Annotated in this window: 7 protein-coding genes; 4 read left to right on the top strand and 3 right to left on the bottom strand. The window is 69.3% G+C overall.

Annotated elements, in window-relative coordinates; all coding sequences use genetic code 11:
- Positions 1–167: 167 nt before the first annotated feature.
- On the bottom strand, positions 168–1,322 hold the full coding sequence (locus ABS361_22410; protein XBY44710.1) for a polysaccharide biosynthesis/export family protein: 1,155 nt from the start codon (positions 1,320–1,322) through the stop codon (positions 168–170).
- Positions 1,323–1,778: 456 nt separating this feature from the next.
- Between ABS361_22410 and ABS361_22405 the strand changes: the two genes are divergently transcribed.
- From ABS361_22405 to ABS361_22395, 3 genes are all read left to right on the top strand, one after another.
- Positions 1,779–9,248, top strand: a complete 7,470-nt coding sequence (locus tag ABS361_22405) for an SDR family NAD(P)-dependent oxidoreductase (GenBank protein ID XBY44709.1) — start codon at positions 1,779–1,781, stop codon at positions 9,246–9,248.
- A 14-nt stretch (positions 9,249–9,262) separates the two neighbouring features.
- Entirely contained in the window at positions 9,263–10,618 is a 1,356-nt protein-coding gene (locus ABS361_22400; GenBank protein ID XBY44708.1) for an aminotransferase class I/II-fold pyridoxal phosphate-dependent enzyme, read from the top strand.
- Between the two features lie 147 nt (positions 10,619–10,765).
- The gene (locus tag ABS361_22395; GenBank protein ID XBY44707.1) at positions 10,766–12,058 is read left to right on the top strand and encodes a glycosyltransferase family 1 protein; all 1,293 of its coding nucleotides are present in this window, start codon (positions 10,766–10,768) and stop codon (positions 12,056–12,058) included.
- On the opposite strand, the gene ABS361_22390 is transcribed toward ABS361_22395, so the two are convergent.
- Entirely contained in the window at positions 12,019–13,365 is a 1,347-nt protein-coding gene (locus ABS361_22390; protein XBY44706.1) for a capsular biosynthesis protein, read from the bottom strand. The genes ABS361_22395 and ABS361_22390 overlap by 40 nt on opposite strands.
- Positions 13,366–13,554: 189 nt before the next feature.
- On the opposite strand from ABS361_22390, the gene ABS361_22385 reads away from it, so the two are divergent.
- On the top strand, positions 13,555–14,328 hold the full coding sequence (locus tag ABS361_22385) for an SDR family NAD(P)-dependent oxidoreductase (GenBank protein XBY44705.1): 774 nt from the start codon (positions 13,555–13,557) through the stop codon (positions 14,326–14,328).
- Between the two features lie 36 nt (positions 14,329–14,364).
- Here ABS361_22385 and ABS361_22380 read toward each other — a convergent pair whose 3' ends face one another.
- Entirely contained in the window at positions 14,365–15,162 is a 798-nt protein-coding gene (locus ABS361_22380; GenBank protein ID XBY44704.1) for an SDR family oxidoreductase, read from the bottom strand.
- Positions 15,163–15,219: the final 57 nt, after the last annotated feature.

Raw genomic sequence — 15,219 nt, 5'->3', positions numbered from 1 at the left:
GTGGAGTAGCCAGACCACCAAATGACGAAGACGCTCTGTTCCGAACCCGTCCGACGCACATCTCTAGGATATCGAAACCCGGGCGGCCGTCCCCGCCAACGCGGCGGCGAAGACTGTCACGCCGGATCACTCGATTCGAACGATCCGGCGCTAGACATGCGCCTCGCTCAGCAACCCTTCACGTTGGAGCAGAAGCCCGCGACCGTGGCTGCCGGCTGGAAGGCCGCTCCGACGACCGACAGCGCCTTCTGCAGTTCGTTGATCGGCGAGGCCGCGACGTAGACGATGTCCTTGTTGCGCAGCGCGAAGCGGCGGGCGAGGAAGTAGGTCTTCGTGTCCTTCATGTTGGCGCGATAGACTACGTTGACGATCTGCTGTCCCGGCTCGATCGGGTAGCTCGGATCGAGATCGCGCGCGATCGAGGCCGGCTCGGCGCGCAGCACGAACACGCCCTGGGCATCGGCCTGGCTGTCGATCAGACCGCCGACCTTGGCGACGGCCTCCTCGAGCGAAATGCCGATCGCGTCGAACGGCACGACCGAGTTTCGACCGGTCGAACCGAACGCCGAGAAGGTCTGCGGCTCGCGCACGAGCGTCAGCATGTCACCGGGTCGCGCAAAGATGTTCTCCTGCGGCCGGGCGAGCAGCGCCTGATACGGCACGGTCGCAGTCTGGTTGTCGCGGGTCAGCGAGATGAAGGTCTCGTGCACCGGCGCCTTGATGCCGCCGGCGGTCGCGACGACGTCGAGCAGGCGATCGCCGCGCGGCGTCAACGAGATGCGCGCGCCGTTGGTCACTTCGCCCGAGACGGTGACGGTGTTCGAGATGTTGCGCGACACGGTCACGAGCGCCTGCGGCTCGATCGCCTTACCGGACAGGTTCTTGACGATCGCTTCTTCGACCTGCGGCGGCGTCAGGCCGGACACCCGGATGCGTCCGGCGTAGGGCACCGTGATCGAACCGTCGCGGGCGACGATCTGATCGGGGATCACCGCCGAGTGCGAGCCGGTCGTGATGCCGTTGATCGCCTGCGAGGAGAACAGCCCGCCGGAAGCGGCTTCCCAGATCGTCACGTTGACGGCGTCGCCGACGCCGATGACCTGATTGGGCGCCGGGCGGTAGTCGCCGAAGCGGCTGCGGAAGCTCGGCGGAGCACGACGTTCCAGGACCGCCACGGTCCGGTCGTCGAGATCGGTGATCAGGTACTTGCGTTCACCGGCCTGGGAGGTCGCATCGCTTTCGACCTTGGCGGCCGAGGGGCCCTGGGACGGCAGGGAGGAACACCCATTCAGCCAAAGAGCACCGACGAGAACAGCCAACACACTCGTCGTCTTCAAATTCGACATAGGGGACCCCGATCTCCGAATTTCGCATCCCGCATACCGCACCATTGGTCCGAGACCAAGGCTCCGACCGGACTGGCGTCCGCCACACGGGCATTAGTACCTCGGTGTGACCACCGGACCACAGACCCGCCCGAGGTTACCCACAGGTGGACCGGCGAACCGAGTCGCATCACCCGGGCACCTTCTCCTGTGTACGATAATTGGAAAGTTTGAATCAAATCCGGCAGGCTTCGCATCCGCGCCGCTGTGCACTGCGGCGTCGCTGCTGGACGAACGAGTCCGGTTCCTCTAGATTGCCGCCCCTGGGGGCTAGGATTGATGCGTTCCCGAAATTGAGCTGACAAGCCGGGGTATGCCGTGGCGTTCGCGCCATGGGATACGGCTTGACTATTGTCCCGGCAGGGATTTGGCCCGTTGCGAGTTCCGGACGTAATGGCTTCTTCATTCAGCAGAACCCCGAAAGATCAACACGCGGTCGCCATCCTCGGCGCAGCCTGCCGCCTCCCGGGCGCCGCCGATCAGAATGAATTCTGGCGCCTTCTCAGCGAAGGCCGTTGCGCGGTCGGTCCGCTGCCCGAAGGCCGCTGGCGGCCCGAGCGGTTCCAGCACCCGCGCCTGCAGGAACCCGGCTTCAGCTACACGTTCCGCGGCGGTTATCTCGCCGAACCCCTCTCCTTTGATCCGAGCGTGTTCGGCATCTCGCCACGCGAGGCCGCGCAGATCGATCCGCAGCAGCGCCTGCTGCTCGAGGTCGTCTGGGAAGCGCTCGAGAACGCCGGCATCGCGCCGTCGAGCCTCGCCGGCGAACAGGTCGGCGTCTATGTCGGCGCATCGAGCCTCGACTACGGCAATCTCCACGCCACCGATCCGGCGTCTCTCGAGTCACACTTCATGACCGGGAACACGCTGTCGATCGTCTCCAACCGCATCTCCTACGTCTACGACTGGCACGGTCCGAGCTTCACGGTCGACACCGCCTGCTCGTCGTCGCTGGTCGCCTTTGCCGAGGCCATGGCCGCGGTCGAGAGCGGCCGCGTCGACTTCGCCGTCGTCGCGGGCGTGAACCTGCTCCTGTCGCCGGCGTCGTTCATCGGCTTCTCGCGCGCCTCGATGCTGTCGCCGACCGGCCTCTGCCGGTCGTTCTCGGCCGAGGGCGACGGCTACGTGCGCGCCGAGGGCGCTGTCGCGATGCTGATCGGTCGCGCCGATTCCGCCAAGTCGCGGGGCTGGCTGCCGCGAGCCATGGTGCTCGCCTCCGGGCTCAATTCGGACGGCCGCACCTCGGGCATCTCGCTGCCTTCGGCCGAGGGCCAGCGCCGCCTGCTCGACACCGTCTACGGCCGCGCCGGCATCGACCCGGAGAAGCTCTCCTTCGTCGAGGCCCACGGCACCGGCACCCGCGTCGGCGACCCGGCCGAGGCGACCGCCATCGGCGAGGCGCTCGGCCAGCGCCGCTCCAAGCCGCTGCCGATCGGCTCGGTGAAGTCGAACATCGGTCACCTGGAGCCGGCCTCCGGCCTCGCCGGCATGCTGAAGTCGCTGCTCGCGATGGAGCATCGCGAACTGCCGCGCTCGCTCCACGTCGAGAAGCCGAACCCGCTGATCGACTTCGACAAGCTGAACCTGCAGCTCGCCACCGAGCCGGTCACGCTCGGCGCCGAATTGCTGCACTGCGGCATCTCCTCCTTCGGCTTCGGCGGCACCAACGCCCACGTGGTGATGCGCGAGCCGACGCAGGAGGAGCGCGGTCACGGCGCCAAGCTCGCCGGCAAGCCGGGCGAGTTCCTGATCCTGTCGGCGCAGACCCGCGATGCGCTCGCCGAGACCGCGCGCCGCTACGCCGATCTCGTCGCCGAGGACAAGCTCGGCGTCGCCGAGATCGCCTCGGCCGCCGCTCATACGCGCGATCGCCTCTCGCATCGCCTCGCGATCCCGGTCGCCTCGTCCGAACGCACGATCGAGCGCCTGCGCGGCTTCGCCGAGAACGGCGACGGCCCCGGCATCACCTACGGCACCGCGCCGTCGACCCCGCCGGAGATCGGCTTCGTCTTCACCGGCAACGGCTGCCAGTGGCCGGGCATGGGCCGCGCCGCCTACGCCCGCAACCCCGTGTTCCGCGAGCGCTGCCAGCAGATCGACGCGCTGTTCAAGCCGCTCGCCGGCTGGTCGCTGATCGAGGCGATGCACGATCCGAATCTGGCCGCGCGCCTGAAGCTGACCGCCGTCGCCCAGCCGATGCTGTTCGTCGTGCAGTCGGCCGCCGCCGCGGCCTTCGCCGACTACGGCCTGAAGCCCTCCGTCACGCTCGGCCACTCGGTCGGCGAGGTCGCCGCGGCCGAATGCGCCGGCGCGCTGTCGCTGGCTGAAGCCGTGCGCCTGATCTATCGCCGTTCGGAACAGCAGGAGGCCGTGCGCGGCCTCGGCAAGATGGCGGTCGCCAATGTCGGCGAGGCCGACGCGCTCGCCGCCATCGCCGAATTCGGCATCCCGGATGTCGAGGTCGCCGCGGTCAACAGCCCGAACGCGGTCACGCTTTCCGGCACGGTCGCCGGCATCGAGGCCTTCTCGAAGGCCTCGAAGTCGAAGCGCATCGCCGTGCGCGTGCTCGATCTCGACTATCCGTTCCACTCCTCGATCCTCGCCGGCATCGAAGGCTCGATGCACAAGGCGCTGGAGACGCTGGCGCCGCACGATTCGGACATCGCCTTCGTGTCGACCGTCGAGGGCAAGGTCCTCGACGGCCACGAGCTCGACGGCCGCTACTGGTGGCGCAACATCCGCGAACAGGTCCGCTTCAAGGCCGGCATCGAGGCCGCGGCCGAACGCGGCATCGGCCTGTTCGTCGAGGTCGGCGCCCGGCCGATCCTGCTCGGCAACATCCGCGACACGCTGCGCACCATCGGCTCGAACGCCGATTGCGTGCCGAGCTTCGTCGAGAAGGAAGAGCAGGACGCGATCGATCCGGTGCGCGCGACCATCGCCCGCGCGCTCGTCCGCGGCGCCCGGCTCGACGACGATCGCCTGTTCGGCCCGCGCCCGACCCGGCGCGTGTCGCTGCCGACCTACCAGTGGCAGCGCAAATCCTTCGTCATGCATACGACGTCGGAGGCGCTCGACATCTACGGCGCCTCGCCGCGCCATCCGCTGCTCGGCGCCCGCCTCGTCCAGGGTACGCCGGAGTGGCGCAACCTCGTCGACCCGGCGACCGTGCCCTACCTCGCCGACCACAAGGTCGACGGCGAGATCCTGATGCCGGGTGCCGGCCTCGCCGAGATGGTGCTGGCCGCCGCGCGCGAAATCTTCCCCGACGGCGCGCTGACGCTCGAAGACTTCGACATCATGCAGGCGATGGTCCTGCAGACCGACTCGATGCGCGAGGTCTCCGTCCGCCACAACGACGATACCGACGTCGTCGAGGTCTGGAGCCGCCCGCGCTTCGCCGGCGACGAGTGGACGCTGCACGCCCGCGGCCGCATCGGCGTGACGCCGAGCGGCCCGCGCGGTCCGGAGTTCTCGTCGAAGCCGATGCGCATGAAGGCGAACGAGGCCGAGATCTACGACCTCGCCCTGCAGGCCGGTCTCGATTACGGCCCGCATTTCCGGCTCGCGCGCGGCATGAAGCGCAACGCGACCGAGATGGACATCGCGCTCGCCCCGGCCTCCGGCGGCACCGGTCTCTACGAGCGGACGCATGTGCTGCATCCGGCCTCGCTCGATGCGGCCTTCCATCCGCTGTTCCACACCATGACGGTGATCGAGGGCGTCAAGCGCTCGTACCTGCCGGTGCGCTTCGCCCGCCTGACCGTGTTCCGCGACGGCGCCGAGATCCACCACGCCAAGCTGCTGCTCGAGCGCGAGACCGGTCATTCGATGACCGTGTCGATCTGGCTGATGGACGAAGCCGATCGCATCGTCGCGGTGCTCAACGGCGGCCTGTTCCGCGAGGTGGTGCTGTCGCGCGCCAACGGCGACGACTTCTACTTCAACCTCGAGCCGACGCTGGTGCGTCGCGCCGAGGGCGGCGCCGCGCTCGCGGCCGCCGTCGATGCCTCGGTCGCGGCTGCGACCGGCCAGGACCGCCCCGACAGCTGGCTGCTGCTCGGCGCCTTCGCCCGTTCGCTCGCCCATCGCATCGTACTCGATCTGATGGGTGTCGGCCCCTTCGCCTTCTCCGAACTCGCCACCAAGGACCGCGTCTCGGCCGCCATGCTGCCGCTCGCGGCGGCGCTCCTGAAGGTGCTCGCCGACGCCGGGCTCGCGCACGAGAACGACGGCATCTGGACGATCGAGCGGGATTCGGGCCTGCCGGATCCGGAGACGATCCTGTCGACCTTCACGGTCGAGACCCCGAGCGCCAGCGCCGAGATCGTGCTCGCCTCGCAGGCGCTCGCCACGCTGGAGACGGCGCTCGCCCGCGGCGAGCCGATCCAGCCGCGCGCGCCGCTGATCGAGCAGTTCGAGATCGACTCGCTCCTGTTCGCCCCGGCCTTCGAGGCTGGCCGCAAGCTCGCGGTCTCGCTCGCCGAGACCGCCGGCGAACCGGTCCGTGTGCTGATCGCCGAGCCGAACTGCATCGGCCTCGTCTTCGCGCTGCTCGCCGAGGTCCGCGCCGGTCGCATCGCGCTGACCGTCGCCGGCACCACCCGCAAGGGGCTCGACCACGTCGAGGCCCGCGTCGGCGCGCTCGCCGGCATCGACTATCTCGAGGTCGGCGCGGACGGAAAGCCGGACGATCGCCGCTTCGATATCGGTCTCGCCTTCGCGGTTGATCCGCTGTTCGGCGAGGACGAGGCGCTCGGCCGCGCCATCGCGGCGCGTCTGGAGCCCGGCGCCCGTCTCGCCGTGCTGCATCCGCCGGCGAACGACATCCTCAACGTGCTGTTCGGCGCCACGCCCGGCTGGTTCGCGCGCACGATCGATCCGGAACTGCCGGTCGACCGCGTGCCGCTGCCGGGCGAGAGCGAGCAGCGCCTGCTGCATGCCGGCTTCGGCGCCATCGCCCATCACCCGATCGGCGACGGCACCGGCACCGTGACGCTGGCCTCCGCGCCGGCCGAAGTCGCCGGTTCCGCACCTGCGACCGGCACTGCGCTGATCGGCGCGGCTCATGGCGATGTGGCCGAGGCGATCGACCTCACGCTCCGCGCCGCCCGCTCGGTCCCGGCCGACGCGAGCCGCGCCGGTGCCGACAAGGCGGCCTGGGCCACGGCCCTCGCCGCCGTCCCGGCCGGCGCCACGCTCGACATCGTCGACTTCTCCGCGCTCGATACCACCGGCTCGGAGCGCGCCCGCGTCGAACGGGCCGTCGGCACCGTCGCCGCGATCCTCGAGGCCGCGGCTGCCGCCGGCGTCTCGCCGCGGCTCTGGGTGATCACCTCCGGCGCGGTCTCGCGTCCCGGCGCCTCGATCGATCCGGTCGCCGAGGCGGTCTGGTGCTTCGCCCGTGTCGCGCTCAACGAGTACCCGGCCGTCGATCTGAGGTTGGTCGACCTCGCGGCCGAGCTGTCGTCCGCCGAGGCGGCCTCGCGCCTGACCGCGCTGATGGACGCCCCCGGCGCCGAGAGCGAAGTGCTCCTCGACGCCCGTGGCCTGTCGGCGCTGCGCGCCGGTCGCGGCCTCTCGACCGAAGGCACCGTCGAGACCGCGCCGGCCGCGCGGCTCGAGCTGCCGCAGAAGGGCGCTCTCTCGCAGTTCGTCTGGTCCGGCACCACCCGCCGCGCGCCGAAGGGCAACGAGATCGAGGTCGAGGTCGACGCGACCGGCCTCAATTTCCGTGACGTGATGCTGGCGATGGGCCTGCTCGACGACGACGTGCTCGACGAGGGCCTCGCCGGCGCCGTGTTCGGCTTCGAATGCGCCGGCCGGGTGGTCTCGGTCGGCAACCGCGTCAAGGCCTTCAAGCCGGGCGACCGGGTGATGGGCTTCGCGGCCGAAGCTTTCGCGACCCATGTGACCGCCGACCAGACGGTGTTCGTGCCGGTGCCGGAGGGCGTCGACACGGTCGCCGCGGCGACGATCCCGGTGGCGTTCCTGACCGCCTGGTACGCGCTGATCGAGCTCGCCAAGCTCAAGAAGGGCGAGTGGGTGCTGATCCACGGCGCGGCCGGCGGCGTCGGCCTCGCGGCGATCCAGATCGCCCGCATGCGCGGTGCCCGCGTCGCCGCGACCGTCGGCTCGGCCGATAAGCGGGCCTTGGTGAAGCTGCTCGGCGCCGAGAAGATCTACAACTCGCGCAATCTCTCCTTCGCGGACGAGATCCGTGCCGACATCGGCGGCGTCGATGTGGTGCTGAACTCGCTGTTCGGCGACGCGATGCTGGCGAGCATCAAGCTCGTCAATCCGTTCGGCCGCTTCATCGAGCTCGGCAAGCGCGACTACGTCGCCAACACCGCGATGGGCCTGCGGCCCTTCCGGCGCAACATCACCTACTACGGCGTCGACGTCGACCAGCTCCTGGCCGGCTCGAAGTCGATCGCCAACCGCACGATGCGCGACCTCGGCCGTGCCTTCGCGCGCGGCGACCTCGCGCCGCTCCCCTATCGCGCCTTCGACGCGAGCGAGATCGGCGCGGCGTTCCGGACCATGCAGTCGGCCGCCCATGTCGGCAAGATCGTGGTGCGTCCGCCGGCCGAGCCGGTCCCGGCGGTCGATCCCGACCGCCGCTTCCGCGCCAAGGCCGAGGGCGTACACCTCGTGGTCGGCGGCACCGGCGGCTTCGGCTTCGAAACCGCCGCCTGGCTCGCCGATCAGGGCGCAAAGACCATCGTCGTGGCGTCGCGCCGCGGCGAACTCGCCGATGCCGCGCTCGAAAAGCGCGTCACCGCGCTCGGCCGCAAGGGCGTGACGCTCGCGGTCGAGAAGGTCGACGCGACCAACGCCGCCGATGTGGAAGCGCTGATCGCCCGCGTGACCGCCCAGCATGGCCCGCTCGCCGGCGTCATGCACACCGCCATGGTGCTCGACGACGGTTTCATCGCCAATCTCGACGCCGACCGGCTCACCGCCGTGCTGGCGCCGAAGATCGACGGCATCGGCCACCTCGACCGCGCGACCCGCGGCCACGACCTGCAGTATTTCGTCGGCTTCTCGTCGGCGACGACGCTGATCGGTAACCCGGGTCAGGCGGCCTATGTGGCGGCCAACGCCTACATCCAGGGCGTCATGCGCGCCCGCCGCGCCGAGGGGCTTCCCGGCCTCGCGGTCGCCTGGGGCGCCATCGCCGACGCCGGCGTGCTCGCCCGCGACGTCGAGACCGCCAAGAAGCTCGAACGCGTCACCGGCGTGGTCGGCCTGCCGGTCAAGGACGCGCTGCGTCACCTCGGCCAGATCCTGGCCGGGCCACACGCCCCGACCGTCTACTGCGCCGACATCCGCGCCGGCGCCGCGACCCGCGACCTCAAGCTCCTGCAGACCCCGACGTTCCGCGACCTGTTCCAGGGTGGCGATGCGGCCGAGGCCGGCGGCGGCATCGATCTCGCGGCGATCGTGCACGAGAACAACGAGGCGGATGCCCGCCGCATCGTCGGCGAGCTGATCGCCGCGGAGGTCGCGCGCATCCTGCGTCTGGCCGCCGAGGAGATCGACCTGTTCCGGCCGCTCGGCGAGCTCGGCATGGACTCGCTGATGGCGCTCGAGCTTCGGATGAACGTCGAGAAGAAGTTCGGCGTCGAACTGCCGCTCGTCGCCATCACCTCGGTGCGCAATCTCTCCGACCTCGCCGCCAAGCTGATCGCCAACATCAAGGCCGACGACAAGGCCGAGGGTGACGGCGCTTCGGTCGAGGCGACGCAGAAGGGCCTGCTCGCCACCCACACCGAGGACGACAGCGTCGAGCTGCAGCATCTGGCGCCGGTGGCCGAGGCCATCGAGGCACGCCGGCAGGTGACCAAAGGACTGCTATGAGTCGCGATGCGGGAATGAACCGTCTGTCGAGCGCGGAGCGTGGCGCCCTGCTCGACAAGATGCGCAAGGGCACGCCCAAGGCCGAGACCGCCCCGGCGGCCCCGGTGGCCCAGGCGAAGCGCTGGAACACCGGCTTCGACACGCTGCCGGGCTATGCCCAGCTGAAGACCCAGCGCGCCGCCGCCGACGTGCTCGGCCTGTCGAACCCGTTCTACCGCGAGCACGCGGCCCGGGCCGGCGCGACCAGCGTCATCGGCAACCGCCCGGTCGTGAACTTCGCGTCCTACGACTATCTCGGCCTCAACGGTCATCCCGAGATCACCGAAGCCGTCGCCAGGGCCGCGGCCGAATGGGGCACCAGCGTCTCGGCGAGCCGCATCACCGCCGGCGAGCGGCATTTCCATCGCGAGCTCGAAGGCGCGCTCGCCGCCTGCTACGAGACCGAGGACGCGATCGCCTTCGTCAGCGGCCACGCGACGGCCGTCTCCACGATTGCGGCGCTGGTCGGCCCGAAGGATCTGATCGTCCACGACGTGCTCATGCACAATTGCGTGGTCGTCGGCGCCCAGCTCTCCGGCGCGGCGCGGCGCATCTTCCAGCACAACGATCTCGACCAGCTCGAGGCGATCCTCGCCTCGACACGCGCGTCCTACGAGCGCGTGCTGATCGTCGTCGAGGGCCTCTATTCGATGGACGGCGACGGGCCGGATCTCGCCCGCATCGTCGACATCAAGGAGCGCTGGGGCGCCTGGCTGATGGTCGACGAGGCCCACTCGATCGGCGTGCTCGGCAAGACCGGTCGCGGCATCTTCGAGGAAGCCGGCGTCGATCCGAAGCGGGTCGACATCTGGCTCGGCACGCTGTCGAAGTCGCTGGTCTCCTGCGGCGGCTACATCGCCGGCTCCAAGGCGCTGGTCGAATATCTGAAGTTCATGGCGCCGGGCATGGTCTATTCGGTCGGCATGCCGGCCGCCAACGCCGTCGCCTCGACCAAGGCGCTGGAACTGATGGCCCGCGAGCCGGAGCGCGTCGCGCGCCTGCAGGCGAACGGCCGCGCCTTCATCGAGCGCGCCCGGGCGAAGGACCTCGACGTCGGCTCGAGCTGGGGCTTCGCGGTGACGCCCGTCGTCGTCGGTGACAGCCTGAAGACGGTCGTGCTGGCCGAGAAGCTGCTCGAGCGCGGCATCAACGCCTTCCCGATCATCCCGCCGGGCGTGCCGGAGAAGTCGGCGCGCCTGCGCTTCTTCATCTCCGCCGCGCACACGCCGGAGCAGATCGCCGAGGCCGTCGACGCGACGGCCGAGGAGCTCGACAAGCTCAACCGCGACGGCGTCTCGATCGCCACCGCCGCCAAGCTGATGAACGGCTGATCGCAGGTCCGGACCTGCACTCTGTTGCGATGACACCGCGCCTCGGGTATCCCCGAGGCGCTTTCCTTTTGGGGGGACGACCGGCCTGATCCCGCGCGGACGAGGCGCCTTCGTCCACGACCGCCGAAATCGGGACCAGTCCGCGCCATGCATCGCCCCGTCGCCCTCGATCTCGTCCGCAGCATCATGTCGTCCATGCAGACGACCCCGCGCGGCATCGACAGGATCGAGCTCGGTTACTTCGAGAGCCTGCTTGCCGACTGGCCGGCCGATGTCTTCGGCCTCATCCCGACCCCCTGGGGCATGCGCTGGTATCCGCGCGAGCGGATCGTCGAGGGCGTCGCCTTCTTCAAGCGAATCTGGCGCGAGACCGGATCGGCCGAGGGCGATCCGGTGCTCGCCCGGCTCCGCCGCGAGATCCCGGGCACCGAGCCCGTCCTGGTGCCGCCGGCCAAGCGCAAGACCCGCCGGCGCGACCTGCTCTCGGCATACGGCCAGACCGCGCGCATGCTGATCGGCGACAAGTGGTCGTTCGGGCGTCCGCTCTCGACCATGCCGCAGGGTGCGATCTATCTGAACATCGGCCACTTCGGCCTCGGCTATCCGATCTTCCTGCGCTGGCTCGATCGCCGCCCCGACGTGAAGTCGGTGTTCATGATCCACGACACGATCCCGCTCGACCGGCCGGATCTCTGCCAGCCGAGCACCACACAGGCACATCACCGGCTCATGGAGGCGACCGCCCGCCATGCCGACCAGTTGATCGTGCCGACGCCCGCCGCCGGCGAGACCCTGCGCGCCGAGCTCGCCCGCCGCGGCGCGCGCGACATCCCGATCGCCGCCGTGCCGCTGCCGATCGACGACATCTTCCGCCGCCCGGTCGCGCCCGACCCGGTCCTGTCCGCGCACCCCTATTTCGTGATCTGCGGCGCGGTGGAATCGCGCAAGAACCACCTGCTCCTGCTCAACATCTGGCCGGATCTGGTCCGCCGCCATCCCGGCCGCGAGCCGAAGCTGGTCATCGCCGGCTCGCGCGGCTTCATGTCGGACCAGGTCTTCTACATGATCGAGAAATCGGACGTGCTGCGCCGGCACGTCCATTTCGCCACGGGCATGTCGAGCCCGGCGCTCGCCGCGCTGATGGCCAATGCGCGGGCGGTGGTGATGCCGTCGTTCACCGAAGGGTTCGGCCTGCCGCCGGTCGAGGGCATGGTGCTCGGCACGCCGGCGGTGCTGTCGGATATCGGCGCGCATCGCGATGCGGCAGGCGCACACGGCGTGTTCATCGACCCGACCGACGGACCGGGTTGGCTCGAAGCGCTGTCGGGGCTGGTCGATGATACCGGCTTCGCGGCCGCGAAAGCCCGCGTTGCGAGCTTCCGCGCCCACGACTGGCCGTCTTACATGCGCGAGATCGGCACGACACTCGCCGGCGTCTGAACCGCCGGCCGCGCCGGCTCCGGCTTGGCGCAGGGCACGCCCATCGCGCGGGCGCGCGCAAGGCGCGGCGGCGGATCGACATAGCAGCCCGGCATGTTGATGCGATTGCGCTCCATCCGGTCGATGATTTCCGCGATCGCGGCCTTGCGGCCCTCCGGCTCGTAGAACGACCCCTTGACCTGGATCGACGCGGCCATGGCACGCAGGAAACTGTCGAGCAGGTCCTGGTCGACCGGCTCCGGCGCGTTCCAGAACGAGTCGAGATCGCCCTGATGCGTCAGGCCGGGGATGTCGAACACCGCGATGCCGAGCACCTTGGTCGGGCAGTGCTTCCGCAGCGCGTGCAGGCCGGCGGTCGAATTGACCAGGATGCAGCCCTTGGCCTTGCCGAGCATGGCATTGAGGTCGCCGCCGTCGATCAACGTCACGCGATCATCGACGCCGAACCGCCGCGCGACCCGGCGAACCACCTTCGGCCAGTTCTCATAGCCGTTGTCGTGCGGATGCAGCTTGAAGATCAGCTTGCTGTCCTGCGGCGCCTTGGCGACGAACGAGCCGACGACCTGCTCGATCATCTGGCTCATGTGCACGAAGGTCGAGTTGGCGCGGATCTGGTAGTCCGACTGCAGCTGCAGCGGGAACACGTAGAACGGCGCATCCCCGGCGAGCAGGCCGTCGACGATCGAGGACGCGCGCCGCTCCTCCTTGCCCGAGCGGATCAGCCGGAACAGGAAACTGACGTAATCGACCAGCGGGTTATAGTATTTGTCCGAGTGATAGCGCGGGAACGCCCAGCGCACGAAGTACGAGGACAGATTGTAGGTGACCTCGTGGACGGCCTCGACCGAGAACTTGTGGCTGTGACGAACATCGAAGTCGGGCTCGGGCAGCGTCGCCGCGATCCGGCGGATCGCCTCCGGATCGTTCGGAAAGTGCGAATGAGCAGCCATGCCGCCCAGTTCGAGCGTCAGCCAGTCGGGTCGCAGATAGCCGTTCTCGATCGCCACGGTACGGATGCCGCGCACCTTGCCGACTCGGGCCGCCACCACGTGATACGGCACGCGATCGGCGTAGTAGAGGATATCGGTGATGCCATGCATCTCGACGTAGTTGTCGAGATACTCTTCCCATTCATCGATCGAACCAAAATACGCAGACGCATTGAAGCTGCGCCAGTACAGCCAGTCACCGACGTGGAAGTTGATCTTGTGCACATCGTGGCCATTGGCCTTCAGAGCTTGACCCAACTCGCGCCAGAACGTCGACGTCGGCCCCTGAAGAAACAATACTTTGCGCTTGATTTTCATTCCAGCCCTCGTCCGGGATTGCCCGACCGGTGTGTTGCCGGTAAGAGCTTACGGGTATCGATGGAGAGCCCCAACAAGCCTGACGCTCCTATACCACGCATGGGCGGTAGGGCGAGATATGCATCCACGAATTTTTCACCCGTGCGACCGACTTGCATCATCTGAAGCCGTGCCGTGCCGAGGAACGCGATGACTAACATTGTCCTGACCGGAGCTTCCAGCGGCATCGGCGCTGCACTCGCTGCCGCATGGGCGGCGCCCGGCGTCACCTTCGCGCTCGCCGGCCGCAACGCCGAGCGGCTGGAGGCGACGGCCGAGGCGGTCCGTGCCAAGGGCGCGACCGCGATCACGCGCGCCTTCGACATCCGCGACCGCGCGGCGCTGGCCGACTTCGTCGCTGAGGCCGAGCGTGTCGGGCCGATCGATCTCACCGTCGCCAATGCCGGCATTCTCGACGGCCGCCGCGGCGATGCAGGCGTCGAGGACGGCGACACCGCCCGCGCCGTGATCGAGACCAATCTGATCGCCGCGGTCGACACGATCCACGCCGTGCTGCCGGGCATGCGCGCGGCGAAGCGCGGCAAGATCCTGCTGATCAGCTCGCTGTCGGCCTTCTCGCCGCTGCCCGACGCCCCCGCCTACAGTGCCTCGAAGGCCGGGCTCCTGTCCTATGGTCTGGCGCTGCGCGAGGCCGTGCGCGCCGACGGCATCACCGTGTCGGTCGCCTGCCCCGGCTATGTCACGACGCGGATGACCGAGACCCATCTCGGCTACAAGCCGTTCGAGATCGACGCCGAGACGGCCGCGCGCAAGATCATGCGCGGCGTCGCCCGCGGCAAGGCGGTGATCGGCTTCCCCGAGCCGATCCACACCGTTTCGCGCCTGTCGGCCTTCGTGCCGGAATGGCTGCGCCGGCTCGGCATGGGCGAGCTGCGCTTCAGGGTCGGCGAGCGCCGGGATTGAGGCCGCGATGCGCCCAAGGCTTCGAGCCGCGCCTCCTCAGGGCGGCACCACCGAGCAGCCCTGCCCGCCGTCGACCGGCAGCACCACGCCGGTGATGAAGGCGGCCTCGTCGGAGGCGAGGAACACCGCCGCGTTGGCGACATCCCAGGCGGTGCCCATCTTGCCGAGCAGCGGCACCTGCGCATTGCGCGCCGCCACCATTTCGGCCGCCGAGCCATACTGCGACGAGATCTGCGCATAGATCAGCGGCGTGTCGATCAGCCCCGGCATCACCGCATTGGCGCGGATCCCCTGCGGTCCATACTGCAGCGCCAGCGCCACGGTCGCCTGGTTCACGGCCGCCTTGGCGGCGTAATAGGCGAAGTAGGGATAGCCGGTCCACCGTGTCGCCGCGAGCGAGGAGATGTTGACGATCGCCCCGCGCTTCGCCGCGAGGAAATGCGGCAGCACCGCCTTGGCCGTGCGGTAGACCGAGCCGACGTTGATATCGAGGCAGCGCAGGAAGGCACCCTCGTCGAGTTCGACCGGCCCGCCGTGCATCACCACGCCGACATTGTTGTGCAGGATGTCCAGCCGACCGAAGGTGGCGACGGCCTGCGCGACCGCCGCCTCCACCGAGGCGAAGTCGGTCACGTCGGCGGCGAGCGCCAAGGCCTCGCCGCCCTCGCTTCGGATGATCCCGGCCGTCTCGGCGGCCGCCGCTTCGGCGATGTCGATCGCCACCACCCGGGCGCCGGCGCGCGCATAGGCGACCGCCGCGGCCTTGCCGTTGCCCCAGCCCGGCCCGGAGGAACCGGCACCGAAGACGATCGCGACGCGGTCGGCGAGTTTCATCGCTTGAGCCCTTGGTCCGAAAGAGGCAGGCGGGTCGCGGCAAGCGGGCCCCCGGCC

This window comes from Ancalomicrobiaceae bacterium S20, assembly GCA_040269895.1.
Classification (GTDB): Bacteria; Pseudomonadota; Alphaproteobacteria; order Rhizobiales; family Ancalomicrobiaceae; genus Methyloraptor; species Methyloraptor flagellatus.
This window is presented reverse-complemented; position numbering and strand designations above follow the sequence as displayed.

Excerpts from the sequence above, each read along its gene's own strand:
- ABS361_22380 (XBY44704.1), bottom strand. The coding sequence starts at position 15,162 with ATGAAACTCGCCGACCGCGTCGCGATCGTCTTCGGTGCCGGTTCCTCC.
- ABS361_22390 (XBY44706.1), bottom strand. The coding sequence starts at position 13,365 with ATGAAAATCAAGCGCAAAGTATTGTTTCTTCAGGGGCCGACGTCGACG.
- ABS361_22405 (XBY44709.1), top strand. The coding sequence starts at position 1,779 with ATGGCTTCTTCATTCAGCAGAACCCCGAAAGATCAACACGCGGTCGCC.
- ABS361_22400 (XBY44708.1), top strand. The coding sequence starts at position 9,263 with ATGAACCGTCTGTCGAGCGCGGAGCGTGGCGCCCTGCTCGACAAGATG.
- ABS361_22385 (XBY44705.1), top strand. The coding sequence starts at position 13,555 with ATGACTAACATTGTCCTGACCGGAGCTTCCAGCGGCATCGGCGCTGCA.
- ABS361_22395 (XBY44707.1), top strand. The coding sequence starts at position 10,766 with ATGCATCGCCCCGTCGCCCTCGATCTCGTCCGCAGCATCATGTCGTCC.